The 15568-nt window shown below is 65.8% G+C and carries 13 protein-coding genes and 1 pseudogene; 1 reads left to right on the top strand and 13 read right to left on the bottom strand.

Annotated features, from left to right (window positions below; all coding sequences use genetic code 11):
* Positions 1-131: 131 nt before the first annotated feature.
* The 9 genes from ACTTAG_RS10785 to ACTTAG_RS10745 all read right to left on the bottom strand — a co-directional run bounded on the left by ACTTAG_RS10785 (position 132) and on the right by ACTTAG_RS10745 (position 10052).
* Positions 132-935: an ABC transporter ATP-binding protein gene (locus ACTTAG_RS10785; protein WP_444462333.1), complete on the bottom strand. Its 804-nt coding sequence runs from the start codon at positions 933-935 to the stop codon at positions 132-134.
* Positions 932-1756, bottom strand: coding sequence for an ABC transporter permease (locus ACTTAG_RS10780; RefSeq protein ID WP_444462332.1), 825 nt, complete (start codon positions 1754-1756; stop codon positions 932-934). The genes ACTTAG_RS10785 and ACTTAG_RS10780 overlap by 4 nt, the downstream gene beginning before the upstream one ends.
* 45 nt (positions 1757-1801) lie before the next feature.
* Positions 1802-2764, bottom strand: a complete 963-nt coding sequence (locus tag ACTTAG_RS10775) for an ABC transporter substrate-binding protein (protein ID WP_444462331.1) — start codon at positions 2762-2764, stop codon at positions 1802-1804.
* Positions 2765-2856: 92 nt separating this feature from the next.
* Entirely contained in the window at positions 2857-4449 is a 1593-nt protein-coding gene (locus ACTTAG_RS10770) for an ABC transporter ATP-binding protein (RefSeq protein WP_444462330.1), read from the bottom strand.
* Between the two features lies 1 nt (position 4450).
* Positions 4451-5560 (bottom strand): ABC transporter permease subunit, encoded by a 1110-nt coding sequence (locus ACTTAG_RS10765; RefSeq protein ID WP_444462329.1) that lies wholly within the window; start codon positions 5558-5560, stop codon positions 4451-4453.
* Positions 5553-6476 carry an ABC transporter permease gene (locus ACTTAG_RS10760; protein ID WP_444462328.1) on the bottom strand — a complete coding sequence of 308 codons (924 nt, stop codon included), beginning with the start codon at positions 6474-6476 and terminating at the stop codon, positions 5553-5555. The genes ACTTAG_RS10765 and ACTTAG_RS10760 overlap by 8 nt, the downstream gene beginning before the upstream one ends.
* 56 nt (positions 6477-6532) lie before the next feature.
* The gene (locus ACTTAG_RS10755) at positions 6533-8116 is read right to left on the bottom strand and encodes a peptide ABC transporter substrate-binding protein (RefSeq protein ID WP_444462327.1); all 1584 of its coding nucleotides are present in this window, start codon (positions 8114-8116) and stop codon (positions 6533-6535) included.
* Entirely contained in the window at positions 8113-9132 is a 1020-nt protein-coding gene (gene pip, locus ACTTAG_RS10750; RefSeq protein WP_444462326.1) for a prolyl aminopeptidase, read from the bottom strand. Before pip ends, ACTTAG_RS10755 begins: the two co-directional genes overlap by 4 nt.
* Positions 9129-10052, bottom strand: a complete 924-nt coding sequence (locus ACTTAG_RS10745) for a serine hydrolase (protein ID WP_444462325.1) — start codon at positions 10050-10052, stop codon at positions 9129-9131. Before ACTTAG_RS10745 ends, pip begins: the two co-directional genes overlap by 4 nt.
* Positions 10053-10149: 97 nt before the next feature.
* Between ACTTAG_RS10745 and ACTTAG_RS10740 the strand changes: the two genes are divergently transcribed.
* Complete coding sequence (locus ACTTAG_RS10740) at positions 10150-11082, top strand: LysR family transcriptional regulator (RefSeq protein ID WP_444462324.1); 933 nt, start codon at positions 10150-10152, stop codon at positions 11080-11082.
* Here the strand turns inward: ACTTAG_RS10740 and ACTTAG_RS10735 are convergent.
* The 4 genes and pseudogenes from ACTTAG_RS10735 to ACTTAG_RS10720 all read right to left on the bottom strand — a co-directional run bounded on the left by ACTTAG_RS10735 (position 11061) and on the right by ACTTAG_RS10720 (position 15443).
* Positions 11061-12354: pseudogene (locus tag ACTTAG_RS10735) on the bottom strand (NAD(P)/FAD-dependent oxidoreductase). The gene ACTTAG_RS10740 and the pseudogene ACTTAG_RS10735 sit on opposite strands and share 22 nt — an antisense overlap.
* 3 nt (positions 12355-12357) lie before the next feature.
* Positions 12358-12777 (bottom strand): Rid family hydrolase, encoded by a 420-nt coding sequence (locus ACTTAG_RS10730; RefSeq protein ID WP_444462323.1) that lies wholly within the window; start codon positions 12775-12777, stop codon positions 12358-12360.
* A 41-nt stretch (positions 12778-12818) separates the two neighbouring features.
* Positions 12819-13958 (bottom strand): tyramine oxidase subunit B, encoded by a 1140-nt coding sequence (locus ACTTAG_RS10725; protein WP_444462322.1) that lies wholly within the window; start codon positions 13956-13958, stop codon positions 12819-12821.
* Positions 13959-14012: 54 nt separating this feature from the next.
* Positions 14013-15443, bottom strand: a complete 1431-nt coding sequence (locus ACTTAG_RS10720) for an APC family permease (RefSeq protein WP_444462321.1) — start codon at positions 15441-15443, stop codon at positions 14013-14015.
* Positions 15444-15568: the final 125 nt, after the last annotated feature.

The following is a 15568-nucleotide window of genomic DNA, read 5'->3' as shown; positions in this document are numbered from 1 at the left end:
CGCCGCCGTATGAAATTCAGGAATGCCATCAAGCCCGTGCAACAAAAACGGTTGCCCGAGACTAAAGCGCCGAAACCGGCCCCGCAATATCTGCAGACAGGGTTTTGCCGCTGCCAGGTGCCGCAGGGCGGTCAGCGCCCGCGGGTCGCAAACGGCATCGCGGGCATCGTCTTCAACGTCTCCTCGCGGATGTCGGCAAGGATCTCGCGCTTGATCGCCACGAACTCCGGATCGGCGACGATGTCGTAATCGCGCGGCCGGGCCAGCGGCACCGGGATCTCGCGCTTGATCCGGCCGGGGCGGCTGGCCAGAACCACGACGCGATCGGCCAGATAGACCGCCTCGTCGACGTCATGGGTGACGAACAGCACCGTGACCTTGTGATCTTCCCAGACCTGCAACAGCAATTCCTGCATCATGCCGCGGGTCTGCGCGTCAAGCGCGCCGAAGGGCTCGTCCATCAACAGGATCTGCGGCCGGTAAACGAGCGCGCGCGCAATCGCCACGCGCTGGCGCATGCCGCCCGAAAGCTGCCTTGGATAGGCATTCTCGAAGCCGCGCAGGCCGACGGCATTGACGAAATGCGCGACCCGCTCGGTCTTTTCCGCGCGCGAGAGCCGGGATTTTTCCAAAGCAAAGCGGATGTTGCCCGCGACGGTCAGCCATTCGAACAGGCTGTAGCCCTGAAACACGAAGCCGCGGTCGCGCCCGGGGCCGGTGACCGGAACCCCGCCGATCCGCACCTCGCCTCGGCTGGCTTCCTCGAGCCCGCCGACAATGTTCAGAAGCGTGGATTTCCCGCAGCCCGAGCTGCCGACGATCGAGACGAATTCATTGGGCGCAATCGACAGGCTCACGCTTTCGACCGCGACCACCGGCTTGCCGTCAACGTCGAAGGTCTTGCCCAGATCGGTCAGTTGCAAAAACGCGCTCATCGGGACCTCTGCCGGTTCCAGGCGAAAAGCACCCGCCCGGTGTATTTGAAGAAGACATCGGTCAGAAAGCCCAAGAACCCGATGAAAAGCGTGCCGAACAGGATCGTCTCGGTCGCAAGGTAGCGTTGCGCATCCATGATCCGCCGCCCCAGCCCCTCGTTCGCGGCAACGAGTTCCGCGACAACGAGATAGGTCCAGGTCCAGCCGATGGTGATGCGCAACGTGTCCCAGATCCCGGGCGCGGCAGCGGGCAGGATGATCCGGATCAGGATTTCGCGGTTGGAAAAGCCCAGCGTCTGGCCCGCGCGGATCAGGTTCATGTCGATGGTTTTCACATTGTCCATCACCATCAGCACCTGCTGGAAAAAGGTGCCCAGAAACAGGATCAGGATCTTTTGCCCGTCGCCGATCCCCGCCCAGAGGATCGAGAGCGGAATGAGCGCGACGACCGGCATGTAGCGGATCGTCGAGACAAAGGGCTCAAGCGCCCCCTCGATCAGCCGGAAATTGCCCATCAAGATGCCGACCGGCACCGCCAGAACCGTGGCCGTCAGCCAGCCCGCACAGATGCGATAAAAGCTGACCGAGGCATCGGCCCACAGGATCCCTTCGCGCGCTTGCCGGATGCCCTCGGCCAGCACCTCGCCCGGGCCGGGCAGGAAGAGCGGCTTCACAAGGCCGAATTCGGTGACAAGGGCCCAGATCAGCAGCAGCACGGCGGGGAAAAGCACCCCCGCCGTGGTGAAGAGCCAGTGCGGAATGTCCTTGCGCAGGCGCAGATAGCGGCCCGGGGCGGCGGAGCGTTTGTCGGAAACAGGCATCGGTCTTTGCGGGTTGGGGGCCTGCGACGCGCGCAGGCCCGTGGATCACTTGCCCGCCACCTTGAGCACCGGGGCGGTCACCATCACATCCCCGATCGCCGGGATCTTGCTGATCTCCTCGGGGTTCGAGGTTTGCATGATCTCGGCAATCTCGCGCAGCGTGGCGGGGAATTCGCCCTGCACCAGCGCCGCATTCTCGGCCGCGTCGTAAAGCTTCACGCCCTTGAAGGCCGGGGTGAATTCCTCCATCGGGCTGCCGACCGCCTTGGCGATCATCGCGCCGCCTTCCTCGGGGTTTTCGCGGATGAAGACGACGGCATCGTCCCAGGCCTGGATCATCCCCTCGACCAGCGCGGGATTGGCGGCGATCCAGTCGCCCCGCGCGGTCAGCACGTCGGAAATCAGACCGGGCTTTTCGGCGGCGTCATAGATCACCTTGTAGGAGGCATCCTTGCCCAGCGCGGCCGAGATATAGGGTTCATAGGTCACCGCGGCCTCGACCTGACCCGCCAGCAGCGCCAGCCCGGCCTCCGAGGCGCCCATCGGCACATGTTCGATATCGGCCAGGCTCATGCCATTGACCTTGAGCGCGTAGTTCATCAGCAGATCCGAGGTGGCGCCGCTTTCAAAGGCGACCTTCTTGCCCTTCAGCCCGGCGACATCGGCGATGCCTTCGCCCGCCAGGATCGCATCGGCCGTGGTGGAGACGTCCATCACCAGAAAGGCTTTCTGATCAACGCCATGGTTGAAGCTGGCAATTGCCGTGTTGGTCGCGGCCGCCACGACATCCAGATTGCCCGAGGCCAGCGCCGCGGTCATGTCCTGATCCCAGTTGAAATTCGACAGCTCGACCTCGACACCATGCGCGGCAAAGAAGCCCTTTTCCTCGGCCACCCAGAGCGGGCCATAGCCAAGCCAGGGTTGCAGGCCGATCTTCACCGGATCGGCAAGCGTCGCGGTGACGCTGCCCGCAAGCAGCAGGGTCGCAAGGGTCGTGAGTTTCAGCATGGGTATCTCCGCTGTCGGATGGGCGTTTGTCGGATCGGCGCTGCGCCTGTGATACGCTCAGTGCGGCGGCGCCGACAAGGGCAGACGTCCGCTCAGGCCAGAAACGCGGCTTGCACGAGGCGCCGGGTGTAGTCCTGTTGCGGTGCCTCGATCACCGCGGCGGCGGGGCCTTCCTCGACCAGCGCGCCCGATTTCAGCACCATGATCCGGTCGGAAAGCGCGCGCACCACCGCCAGATCGTGGCTGATGAAGAGATAGCTCAGCCCGTGTTCCGCCTGCAGCCGCCGCAACAGATCGACGATCTGTTTTTGCACCTGCCGATCCAGCGCCGAGGTGGGTTCATCCAGCACGATGATGCTGGGCTTGAGCACCAGCGCCCGGGCAATGGCGATGCGCTGGCGCTGGCCGCCGGAAAATTCATGCGGGTAGCGGTTGCGCAAGCCTGGGTCGAACTGACATTCGGCCAGCGCCTCGGCCGCGGCCCGGTCGCGTGCGGCGGCGCTCATGTCCGGGTGATGCACCAAAAGGCCCTCGGCCACGATCTGCCCGGCGGTCATCCGCGGCGAGAGACTGCCGAAAGGGTCCTGCATCACCACCTGCATGTCACGGCGCAGCGGCAGAAGGGCGCGCGGCGACAGATCCTCGATCGCGCGGCCATGCAGCCGGATCGACCCGGTCGCGGGCAAAAGCCGCAGGATCGCGCGGGCCAGCGTGCTTTTGCCCGAGCCGGATTCCCCCACGATGCCAATGGTTTCGCCCCGCCGCAGGGTCAGCGAAAGCCCGTTCACCGCGCGAAACCCGGGCTCGGCGGGCTGAAAGAGCCGCCGTCGCCGCCCGAAAGTCACGGCGGCCTCGCGCACCTCCAGCACCACCGGGGCATCGGCGGCGACGGGGGGCTTGCGCCCCTCGGGCTCGGCGTCGATCAGCGCGCGGGTATAGGCGTTTTGCGGCGCGGTGAAGACCGCTTCGACCGCGCCTTCCTCGACCTTCTCGCCGCGGCGCATCACCACCACCCGGTCGGCGATGCGCCGCACCACATGCAGATCGTGGGTGATGAAGAGGATCGCCATCCCCAGCCGCTCCTGCAGATCGCGCAGAAGCGTCAGGATCTCGGCCTGGATCGTGACATCGAGCGCGGTGGTCGGCTCGTCGGCGATCAGCAGTTCCGGGTTGTTCGAGATTGCCATCGCGATCATCACCCGCTGGCGCTGCCCGCCCGAAAGTTCGTGCGGGAAAGACCGCATCCGCCGCTCGGGCTCGGGGATCTGCACCAGATGCAAGAGCTCGATGGCGCGGGCATGGGCGGCCTTGCGCGACAGGCCCTGATGGCGGCAAAGCGGCTCGATCAGCTGCGCGCCGATGGGAAAAAGCGGGTCGAGCGAGGTCATCGGTTCCTGAAAGATCATCGCGATGCGCTCGCCGCGGATGCGGTTCAGCGCCCGGCGCGGCAGGCCGATCAGGTTCATGCCGTGGAATTCGGCGGTGCCGCTGATCTGGCCGTTTTGCGCCAGAAGCCCCATCACCCCCATCATGATCTGGCTCTTGCCCGAGCCGGATTCCCCAACGACGGCAACGGTTTCGCCCCGCTTGATCGCGAACGAGACGCCCTTGACCGCCTCGACCGCGCCGTCAAGCGTGGCAAAGCGCACATGGATGTCGCGCAGCTCCAGAATGGGTGTGGTCATCTCAGCGGTCCCTTGGGTCGAGGGCATCGCGCAGCCCGTCGCCAATGAAGTTCAGCGCGAAAAGGGTGGAAATCAGGAAGAGCGCCGGGAAGGCCAGCAGCCAGTTCGCATGCGGGATGTTCTTCGCGCCCTGCGAGATCAGCACCCCCCAGGAGGACATCGGCTCCTGCACGCCAAGGCCGAGATAGGACAGGAAGCTTTCCATGATGATGACGGTGGGCACCAGAAGCGTCATGTAGATGATCACCGGGCCCAGCAGGTTCGGCAGGATGTGACGGCGCAGGATGCCCGCGCGGCTGACGCCCAAGGCCTCGGCCGCCTGCACGAATTCGAGCCGTTTCAAGGCCAGCGTTTGCCCGCGCACGATCCGCGCCATGTCGAGCCACATCACCGCGCCGACGGCGAGGAAGGTCAGCAGGAAATTGCGCCCGAAGAAGACGACGAGCATGATCACGAAGAAGATGAAGGGCAGGGAATAGAGGATGTCGACGACGCGCATCATCGCCTCGTCGACCTTGCCGCCGATGAAGCCCGAGGTGGCGCCGTAAAGCACCCCGATCACCACGGCGACCAGCCCGGCCAACAGCCCGATGGCAAGCGACACCCGACCGGCGACGAGCGTGCGGGCCAGCAGATCGCGGCCCGTCGCATCGGTGCCGAAGAAGAACCATTTCCGTTCCACCGTGGCGGTCAGCGTCGCCGTGGTCGGATCGGCCCCGGGGGTGATCTGGCTGCCCTCGAACAGATCGGAGCGGTCGAAGTAACGGGCGGAGCGCGCATCGACGCCCCGCGGCGCGGCAAGGGTCGCGGTGATCTCGGCCCCCGTTTGCTGCCAATCCCGGATCTCGACCCGGGCGCGTTTGGCCACTTGGTCCAGCGCGGGGGCGATCATCTCGGGCGTCGGATAGGCGGAAAGCCGCGGCGGCACCTTGGTGTAGCTTTGATGGATCGTCGTGAAATCGTTCGGCACGACAAAAGGCCCGATCCCGCAGCAAAGCGCCATCAGGAGCAGGTAAAGCGCCGAGAGGCTGGCGGCCCGGTTCGCGCGCAGCCGCGCCCAGGCGTCGGACCAGAGCGAGCGGCCGGGGGCAAGGGGGGCAGTCTCAGTCATGGCGCACCCGCGGATCGACGATGGCGTAAAGCAGATCGACGATCAGGTTGAAAAGAATGGTGAAAGCGGCCAGCACGACGACCGTGCCCATGACGACGGTGTAATCGCGCGCCAGCGCCGCCTCGACGAAATAGCGCCCGATGCCGGGGATGCCGAAGACGGTCTCGACGATCACCGATCCGGTCAGAAGCGAGGCCGCCGCCGGTCCGGCATAGGAGATGATCGGCATCACCGCCGAGCGCAGCGCATGGCGCCCGACGACCGAGAATTCCGACAGACCCATCGCCCGGCAGGTGCGGATGTGATGGGCGCGCAAAGCCTCGATCATCGCGCCGCGCATCAACCGGGCGACGACGGCGAGTTGCGGCAGCATCAAGGTCAGCACCGGGCCGATCTTGTTCACTAGCGCCCCGCCGCCCCAGCCCGCGACCGGCACGAGGCTGAGCGAAAGCGCGAAGGTCAGCTGATACAGCGGCGCGATGACAAAGGTCGGGATGGTGCTGCCCGCCGTGGCGGTGGCGACGACGAGGTAATCCAGCCCGCGGTTCTGGTTCAGCGCCGCGATGATGCCCAGAACCGAGCCGATCGTCAGCGCCAGCAAAAGCGCCAGCGTGCCGATCTGGATCGAGATCGGCAGGGCGGTCGCGAACATCTCGGTCACGGTGAAATCGGGCCGCGTGTAGCTTGGCCCCAGATCGCCATGCAGCAGGTTCGAGAGATAGTGCAGATACTGGCTCCAGAGCGGCTGATCGAGCTGATAGACGCGCTTGAGATTCTCGATCACCGCGGGGTTGAGCCCCTTTTCCTGATTGAACGGGCCGCCGGGGGCGACGCGCATCAGGAAGAAGGAAATCGTGACGATCAGAAAGAGCGTCGGGATCGCGGTCAGCAGACGTCGCAGGATGAAACGTGTCATGGTCCCGGCCTTGTGCAGGAAACCCCGGCCAGACGGAAGCCCGGCCGGGGCGGGGATCATTGGGCCGGGGCGAGGAAGCGGCTCGGATGCACGTCAAGGCTGTTCGCCTGCCAGCCCGCGAGCTTGTCCGAGACAAGGCCGCGATAGCTGTAGAACATCAGCGGCATCACGCAGTGATCCTCGATCACGCCTTTGGTTTCGGCTTTCGCCAGCAGCTCCATGCGCTTGGCCGCATCGGGTTCGACCGCGGCTTGCTGCAGCATCGCGTCGTAATCGGCGTTGGAATAGAGCGAATAGTTGTTCCCCGCGCCGGTGGTGCAGAGCGACAGGAAGTTTTCCGGGTCTTTGTAATCGGCAAACCACGCCGCCCGGGCCACGTCGAAATCGCCCTTTTGTTCCAGATGCGCGTAATGGGCGGCGATATCAAGGTTGACCATCGTCACCGCGATCCCCATCGGTTTGAGCAGTTCCTGCAGCGCCACCGCGGTATTGGCGTTGTTTTCATTGGTGTTGAAGCGGATTTCCATCTTCAGCGGGTTCGCCTCGGTGTAGCCATGCTTTTCCAGAATGGCGCGGGCCTGATCCTCGCGGTCGATCTGGCTCAGCCCCGCCCAATCGGGCGGCGTGACCGCATAGCCCGCGATGCCCGGCGGCACCAGCGTAGTGGCGGGGATCATCGTGTTTTGCCAGACTTCCTCGGCCAGATAATCGCGGTCGATCGCCATCGAGACCGCCTTGCGGATCTCCAGCTCCGACCACGGCGCCTTGTCGAGCTTGAAGCCATAGTAATAGGTGGCAAGCGTCGGGCCGATCTTGACCCTCTCGCCCAGCGTTTCCTTCAGCGCCGCGGTCTGCTCGGCCGGGAAATCAAGCATCATGTCCAGCTCGCCCGCCTCGAAGCGGCGCACGGCGGCGGTGGCATCCTCGGTCGGGTAGAAATTCACCCGGTCAAAGGCGACTTGCGCGGCGTCGTAGAACTTCGGGTTCTTCACCAGCGAGATGTGATCGTTCGGCACGAAACTGTCGAGCGTGTAGGCGCCGTTCGAGACCAGATTGCCGGGCTTGGTGAAATCGGCGCCGAATTTTTCGACATCGGCGCGCTGCAGCGGATAGGTCGCCTGATGCGTCAGCATTTCAAGGAAATAGGGGGTCGGCGCCTTCAGCGTGACTTCCAGCGTCGTCGCATCGACAGCCCGCACGCCCAGATCGGTGGCCGGTTTCTCGCCCTTGGTGATCGCCTCGGCGTTCAGCACCGGCGCCAGCATATAGGCATATTCCGCCGCGGTGGCGGGCGACACGACGCGCTGCCAGGACCAGACGAAATCCGCGGCGGTGACGGGCGTGCCATCCGACCAGAGCGCACCGGGACGCAGCTTGAAGGTCCAGACCTTGCCATCCTCCGACACGCTCCAGCTTTCCGCCGCGCCCGGGATCAGATTGGCCGCACCGTCATGCATGGTCAGCCCCATGAAAAGATCGCGCATCAGGTTCGCCTCGGGAATGGTCGAATTCTTGTGCGGATCAAGCGTTTCCGGATCGCCGTTGTTGCCGCGGTTGAGCACGGTTTCGGCCATCGCGCTGCCCGCCATCAGGGCGATCAGCGAGGCGGCGGTGAGCATTGTCTTGAACGGAAGGGTCATGGGTGGCGTTCCTCTGTGGACTTTTGGGAGGGCAGGGAGGACCCGTCTTGATGCGGGTCTTGATCGGAAAGGGCAGCGGCCGCGCGCACCATCGCATCGGCGATGCCGGGTTCGGTGCCGGAATGCCCGGCATCGGGAACAAGGGTCAGGGTGGCCTCCGGCCAGGCCTTTGCCAGCGCAAGCGCGGTGGCGGCCGGGGTGACGAGATCGTAGCGGCCTTGAATGATGTGGCAGGGCAGGGCGCGCAGGGCGGCCGAGGCGCGGACCTGATCCAGTAGCCAGCCATCACTCGGAAAGAAACAGCCGTTGGCGAAGTAATGGCATTCGATCCGGGCAAAGGCCTCGGTTTGCGCCGGGTCTTCGGGGGCGGAGGGGCGCGGGATCAGCCGCAGCGCGGCCTCTTCCCATGCTGCCCAGGCTTGCGCCGCGGCACGTCGTTCAGGCCCGGCGGGGCCGGTCAGGCGGCGGTGATAGGCGGTGATCATCGCGCCCTGTTCCGCAGCCGGGATCGCGGCGCGATAGGCGGCAAAGGCCTCGGGCAGGATCATCCCGGCGCCGTGCTGGTAAAACCAGTCGAGTTCCACCCGCCGCCCGGTGAAGATGCCGCGCAGGATCATGCCGGTGATCCGCTCGGGATGGGCGACGCCATAGGCCAGCGCCAGCGTCGAGCCCCAGGAGCCGCCGACGATCTGCCAGCGCTCGATGCCCAGATGATCCCGCAGCGCCTCGATATCGGCGACCAGATCGGCGGTGGTGTTTTCCCTCAGCTCGCCCGGCGGCGTCGATTGCCCCGCCCCGCGCTGATCGGCCAGCACAATCCGATAGCGCGCGGGATCATGGCTGCGGCGCAAAAACGGCGCGATGCCCGCCCCCGGCCCGCCATGCAGGATCAGGACCGGCTGGCCCGCGGGATTACCGCACTCCTCATAGTGGATTTCATGCCGGTCGGACACGCGCAGCCGCCCGGTTTGACGCGGCGTGATCTCGGGGAAAAGCGGCCGCAGCGATGGGGTCATGCGCCCGAACCGCTCAGGGCGTCGAACAGGAACCGGCCGATGCGCGGGAAGGCATCGGGCACCTCGTTGGCCAGACGCTCGCCCTGCGTCATCAGAACGAAGATCAGCGGCCTTTGCCCCGGCGCGGCGAGCCGGATCATGTCATGCTTGAACCACGAGGCCTTGGGGTCGCCGGTCCAGAGATTGTGCCCGGCCTTCGACCAGATCCGCACCCCCGCAGGCATCTGCCCGCCCAGATATTCCGAGAGCTGGTAGTTCGGATTTGCGGCCTCACGCCCCTGCGGATCGCGCGCCAAAAGCGCCTGCGCCCGGGTCTGCGCGCCGGGCGACAGCGGCAGGCTGCCATCAAAGATCGCCGCCATCAGCCGCGCCGTGGCCAGCGGCGTGAGCAGGTTCAGATAGCCGCCCCGCTGCGCGGCAAATTGCGCCTCGCGGCCATAGCGGGTGTCATCCATCAGCTTTTGCGTCAGATTGCAGCCCGCCATCTCGGGCCAGCCCAGACGGTCGAACCAGCGGTTCAGCCCCTCGCGCGCGGTGATCCAGTCGGCCAGCGCATTGCCATCGAGAAGCGTGTCGCCCGTGGTCCCGGTCAACAGGTCGATCACGTAATTCGTCGCCGTGTTCGAAGACCACAGGATCATGTCGCGCATCGCCCGGTCGAGTTCGGGATGTGGCGTCAAGCCCCCCGCGTCCAGCGCCGCCAGCGCATGCACCAGATGGAAGCTCTTCACCAGCGAACAGGGATAGCAGCGCCAGTCACCGCGATGGGCATGGCCGCTCGGGCGGCCCGTGCCCTCCTCGCGCAGGGCGACGACGGCATGATTGTCCGGCCGCAGCCCGTCGGCCGCAAACCGCACCGGCAGCTCTGCCACCACCTGCGCCGCGCGGCGCGACCAGTCGTTGTCGGGGTCGAAGAACACCGAATCCGCTCCTGTCTTTCTGCGTCCGGATCAGGCTAGATCGCGATGTACAATCGCGATAATGAGAAATCATGGGGTCTCAATCGGATATCTGATAATGGATCTGGCGGAAATCGAGCTTTTCGGCACGCTGATGCGGGTCGGCACCACGATCGAGACGGCCCGCGTGCTGGGTGTCTCGCAGCCGGCGGTCAGCGACCGGCTGAAGCGGCTGGAAAGCCGTCTGGGCTTCTTGCTGTTTCAGCGCCGGGGCAACCGGCTCGAACCCTCGGCCGAGGCGCTGGAGCTTTACGCGCAGACCGGCGCCGTCTTTGCCGCGCAAAAGGACATCCGCGCGCGGATCGAGACGATCCGCGGCGATCAGAGCCGCCCGGTGACGATTTCGGCCACGCCCGCGGTGGTGGAGGGGTATCTCGCGCCGCGGCTGGCGCGGGCGGGCTATCGCGGCTGGGCGCGGTCCTTGCGGCTGTGGGTGGGCGAGCCCGAAGACGACGTCGGCCGCGGCCGCGCCGATATCGGCATGCAGCTGGCCGTGCCGCCCCGCCCCGATCTGGCCGAGGAGACGCTGTGCGATGTGGCGCTGGTCGCCGTGATGCCGCCCGATCATCCGCTGGCCGCGCGGCCCACGCTGGTCATTGCCGATTTCCGCGATCAGCCTTTGGTCGGCTTCGATCCGGACTGGTCGCCGATGGGCGCAGTGATCCGCCGGGCCTTCCGGGCCGAGGGGCTGCCCTATCGGCTGGCCTGTCAGGTGCCCTACAGTTCGACCGTTTGCCACATGATCACCGCTTGCGGCGGGATCGGCATCATCGACGCGATGACGGCCGAAAGCCTGCTGACGAGGGGGTCTTGTCACCCGCCCGATCACGCGCGTGCCGCTGCTGCCGCTGCGCGCCTTTTATCGCCGCGACACGCCCTTGCGCGCCCGGGCGCAGGAGCTTTTGCGGGCGCTGGCCGCCTGCTGAGCCCGGGTCGCGTCTTCAGCAGGCGGCCGCGGCGGGGCCGGTCTCAGAACCGGCGCAGCCGATAGGGGGCGGGATCGACGATCGGCGTGGCCCCGGTGGCCAGATCGGCGGCCAGATGCCCCGCCGCCGGGCCGGTGCCGAAGCCGTGGCCGGAAAAGCCGGTGGCCAGGATCAGCCCGGGCAGCGCGGCCACGGTGTCGATCACCGGATCGCTGTCGGGGGGTGACGTCGATCATCCCGGCCCAGGCGGCGGCGATGCGGGCCTGATCGAAGACGGGCCAGGCCTTGCGCAGCGCCGCCATCGCCTCGGCGTTCAGTGCGGGATTGACGTCGGGGTCCATGATCCGGCAGCGCTCGAAGGGCGTGATATCGCTGTCTTTCCAGCGCCTTGCCGACAGAAGCTCATGCAGGAAATGCCGCCCCAAACCCACCTGCGTCGCGCCTTTCTGCGCGCGCAGAACCGGCAGGTAGCGCAGCCCCAGCCGCAGGTGATCGGGGGTCAAGGGCGCATCCAGCCGCCCGCGCTGGGTGATGGTGAAGCCGCCATCCTGACGCTTGCGGAAGGAGAAATCCGGCCCGCCCACGGCGGTGTCGCAAGGCCCCTCCATCGGCGCCGTGCGCAGGACCGAGCAGATGAGCGGCAGCGTCGGCAGGAAAATCCCAAGGTTGCCGAGGAACCGCCGCGACCAGAGCCCGGCGGCCAGGATCACCTTTTCGCAGCCGATCTCGCCGCGTTCGGTGATGACGCCCGAGACTTGGCCGCCCTTGGTTACAAGGCTGCGCACGGCGCAATTCTCGACGATCTGACCGCCCTTGGCCAGCACGGCCCGCGCCAGCGCCGCACAGGCGAGCGAGGGTTCCGCCCGCCCGTCCGAGGGGGTATGCACGCCGCCGAGCCAATCGCCCTTGCCGCCGGGCACAAGGCGGTCAATGTCCTTGGGCGAGACGAGGCTCGATCCCAGATCCAGCGGTGCGACAGCCTTCAGCCAATCCTCGTAAATCCCCATCTGCTTTTGCGACCGGGTGACAAACAGGATCCCCGCGGCGCGATAGCCGCAATCGGCGCCGATCCGCGCGGGCATGTCGGCCCAAAGCCGGTCAGCGGCCTGTGCGAGCGGCACATCGGCGGGCGCGCGCGAGGTTTTCCGCACCCAGCCCAGATTGCGCCCCGATTGCTCGGCGCCGATGCGGCCCTTTTCCAGCACCGTCACCGGGATGCCGCGCTCGGTCAGCGTCAGCGCGGCCGAGAGGCCCACGATGCCCGCGCCGATCACGACAACGGTGGTTTGCGCCGGAATGTCGGGGGTGGAGGGCGGAAGATTGGCAAGCGGTTCCATGGCTTACACCCCCAGCCGGATCACTTCGGCGCCCTGCGACGCGCCGCGAAAGGCGGTCACCTCGATTTCCACCTTGTAGACGGTCGAGCCCAAGGGCGGGCAGGTCACGGTCAGCGCCGGATCGACGCCGCGGAAGACCTCGGCGAAGATCGCCATCACCGCGGGCGTGTCGGCGGGCTCCTGAATGAAGACGTGGGCGGCGATGACGTCGCCCAGACCCGAGCCCACGGCCGCAAGCGCGCGGGCGATATTGGCGAAGACCTGATGGGTCTGGTCGGCCACGTCTTCGGGGATCAGTTTTGTCTCGGGATTGCGCCCGGCGGTGTTCGAGACCTGGATCCAGTCGCCCACGGCGACCAGACGGGAATAGCTGCTTTTGTCCTCCAGCACCGCGCCGGATTTCAGCTTCACGATCTTTGTCATTGATTTTCCTGAAGGTTCGGGGGGCCTGCGCCCCCCTTGTGTCAGCGCAGGACGGGTTCTTCCCAAAGGTTCAGCTTCACGCCGATGCCGCGTTCGACCGCGTTGCGGTAAAGCACCGTGCCCCAGGCGACGTCTTCGACCGGCATGCCGCCCACCGACATGATGATGATTTCCTGATCATTCCGGCGGCCCGGCGCGTCGCCCGCGACGATGGCGCCAAGGTCTTCCAGATCGTCATGGGAGAGTTTGCCCTCGGCGATCATGTCCATGAACTTCACGCCGATGACGGGGATGGTGTTGTGCGCGGGCTTTGGCACCTCTTCATACCAGGCCTCGTAAAGGCCGGTGTTATCAAGGACTTTCCGCACATCGGGGGCCTGCATCCCCTCGTCGATGTTGCACACCGCGGGCATCGCCATGAAGGCGCCGGGCTTCACCCACTCGCGCTTCACCATCGGATAGGTCGAGGGATCGCCCGTCTCGCCCGAGTTGCAATAGGAAAACAGGTCCGAGCCGCGCACGACCTCTTCGATGCTGTCCACCACGGTCACGCTGGTGATCTGCGGATAGGTCTCGGCCACCCAGGCAAGGAAGTTCTGCAGGCTTTTTTCACCGCGCCCCTTCACCTTCAGCGTGTCGATTTTCGGACAGGCGACCATGAAGGCGGCCAAAGTCGTTTTCGCCATCACGCCCGGCCCCAGGATACCGACGATCTTCGAGTTGGGCCGCGCCAGATGCCGCGCGCCCACCCCGGGCACCGCCCCGGTGCGATAGGCCGACAGAAGGTTCGCCGACATATGGGCCAAGGGCGCCCCGGTCTCGGTGTCGTTCAAGGTGAACATCAGGATCGAGCGCGGCAGGCCCTTGTCCCGGTTCGCGATATTCGAGCCATACCACTTCATCCCGGTGGTGCAGAACCGGCCGCCCAGATAAGCGGGCATCGCCATGAAGCGGCGGTCCGCGGTGGGTTTCGGCATCGTCGGGAAGGGGCTTTCAGCCGGAAAGACCACCATCGCGCCGTGGCTGTCATTGTTCGGCCCGGCCATGCGGTAATCGCCCGTGTGCAGCAGGCCGAACATCTCCTCCATGCAATCGACGCAAGCGGCCATGTCGGTGACGCCCGCCTTGATCATGTCGGGTTCGGAAAGGTACAGAAAGTCGATACGCGTTTCGGCGTTCATGGGATTTCTCACTTTTGGGGAAGGGATGCCCTGCCGCGTGGCAGGGCGGGAAACTCAGTCGAAGGCGCGGCCCAGGCGGGCGTAAAGCTCGGGCTGGCTGCGCTTGATCCGCAGCGCAAGGGCCGAGCCCGAGGCCGCGACACAGACGACGATCACCGGGAAGGCCTGCACCACCGGGCTTTCGGACCCGGTCAGCATCGAGAGGTTCGACCAGACAAGGCCAAAGGCGGTCATCAGGCCAAGCGTCGCCAGAACCGGCGCGACAAGGGTGACAAGGGGCGAGCGGCCAAAGCTGTCACGGCGGAAGAAGGCGATGACGGCGACCGAGACCATGATCTGCACCGCGACGATCGAAAGCACCGCAAGCGCCGACATCCAGGAAAAGACGACGCCGTAGGGGTCGGCGCCGATCAGCGCGAAGAGGCCCAGGATCGTCGCCACCAGCGCCGCCTGCACCAGCCCCGCCACATGCGGCGAGCCGTGATCGTCATGGACCTTCGTCACATGCGAGGACAGCAACCCCTCATGCCCCAGCGCGTAGAAATAGCGGTTGAGCGTGTTGTGGAAGGACAGCAGGCAGGCGAAGAGGCTGGTGATGAGGAGGATATTGGCCAGTTTCACCACCCAGCCGCCCAGAAGCGCCTCCATCGGGGCGAAATAGAACCCCTCAAGCGAGGCGCTTGCCGCTTCCTGAGCCTTGTCGGGGCCGTAATATTGCACGATGGCCCAGGTGGAAAAGGCATAGAAGGCGGTGATCAGGATCACCGCGATATAGGTGGCGCGGGGAATGGTGCGGTCGGGGTTCGAGGCTTCCTCGCCGAAGATCGCGGTGGCTTCAAACCCGACGTAAGAGCCCAGCACGAAGACCATGGTGACGCCAAGGCCGGGGCCGAAGACATCCGAAAGCCGGAAGCCCGAGACCGAGATCCCGGCCTCGCCGCCGCCATGGGCGAGGATCGCGATATCAAGGACAAGAAGGATCACGAGTTCCGCAATCATGCACAGGCCGAGGATCACCCCAGAGACCGCGATGTGACGCCGCCCCAGAAGCACGACGATGGCGAGCCCCGCAAAGGCCCAGACCCACCAGGGCAGATCGAGGCCGAGCGAGGCGGCAAAGCCCGAGACGAAGACGGCAAAGAGTGCGAAGACCGAGATCTGGATGGCGAAATAAGCGAGAAGGGCCGTCAGCGCGCCGCCGATCCCCGCCGGGCTGCCCAGACCGCGGGTGATATAGGCGTAAAACGCCCCGGCGCCGCTCACATGCCGGGTCATCGCGGTGAAGCCGACGGAAAACAGCAGGTAAAGGATCCCCGCCAGGATGAAGGCGCCCGGCACCCCCGCGCCATTGCCGAAGGCAAAGGCGGGCGGGGTGGCGCCGACGACGGCGGTCATCGGCGCGGCGGCCGCGACGACAAAGAAGATGATATGCGCAAGCCCTATCGAATTGGCCTGCAGGCGGTTTGCGCCCGGTTGGTTTTCCATTCTACCGATCCCTGTTTCGGTTTCTTTGACTCCGGTCTGCAGGTCCCCCGGCAAGAGCGGCCATTGCAATCCGCGCCAAAAATCCGATAGTTTGCGCCAAAGCCCCCCTCTGGGGGAAAAATGAG

Source organism: Rhodobacter capsulatus, assembly GCF_052363185.1.
In the GTDB taxonomy this organism is placed as follows: Bacteria; Pseudomonadota; Alphaproteobacteria; order Rhodobacterales; family Rhodobacteraceae; genus Rhodobacter; species Rhodobacter capsulatus_E.
Note: the sequence above shows the minus strand (reverse complement) of the source record. Positions and strands in the feature narration are given on the sequence as shown.

Bases quoted from the DNA above. Each gene is read 5' to 3' on its own strand.
- ACTTAG_RS10785 (WP_444462333.1), bottom strand. From the start codon at position 935: ATGAGCGCGTTTTTGCAACTGACCGATCTGGGCAAGACCTTCGACGTT.
- ACTTAG_RS10780 (WP_444462332.1), bottom strand. From the start codon at position 1,756: ATGCCTGTTTCCGACAAACGCTCCGCCGCCCCGGGCCGCTATCTGCGC.
- ACTTAG_RS10775 (WP_444462331.1), bottom strand. From the start codon at position 2,764: ATGCTGAAACTCACGACCCTTGCGACCCTGCTGCTTGCGGGCAGCGTC.
- ACTTAG_RS10770 (WP_444462330.1), bottom strand. From the start codon at position 4,449: ATGACCACACCCATTCTGGAGCTGCGCGACATCCATGTGCGCTTTGCC.
- ACTTAG_RS10765 (WP_444462329.1), bottom strand. From the start codon at position 5,560: ATGACTGAGACTGCCCCCCTTGCCCCCGGCCGCTCGCTCTGGTCCGAC.
- ACTTAG_RS10760 (WP_444462328.1), bottom strand. From the start codon at position 6,476: ATGACACGTTTCATCCTGCGACGTCTGCTGACCGCGATCCCGACGCTC.
- ACTTAG_RS10755 (WP_444462327.1), bottom strand. From the start codon at position 8,116: ATGACCCTTCCGTTCAAGACAATGCTCACCGCCGCCTCGCTGATCGCC.
- pip (WP_444462326.1), bottom strand. From the start codon at position 9,132: ATGACCCCATCGCTGCGGCCGCTTTTCCCCGAGATCACGCCGCGTCAA.
- ACTTAG_RS10740 (WP_444462324.1), top strand. From the start codon at position 10,150: ATGGATCTGGCGGAAATCGAGCTTTTCGGCACGCTGATGCGGGTCGGC.
- ACTTAG_RS10730 (WP_444462323.1), bottom strand. From the start codon at position 12,777: ATGACAAAGATCGTGAAGCTGAAATCCGGCGCGGTGCTGGAGGACAAA.
- ACTTAG_RS10725 (WP_444462322.1), bottom strand. From the start codon at position 13,958: ATGAACGCCGAAACGCGTATCGACTTTCTGTACCTTTCCGAACCCGAC.
- ACTTAG_RS10720 (WP_444462321.1), bottom strand. From the start codon at position 15,443: ATGGAAAACCAACCGGGCGCAAACCGCCTGCAGGCCAATTCGATAGGG.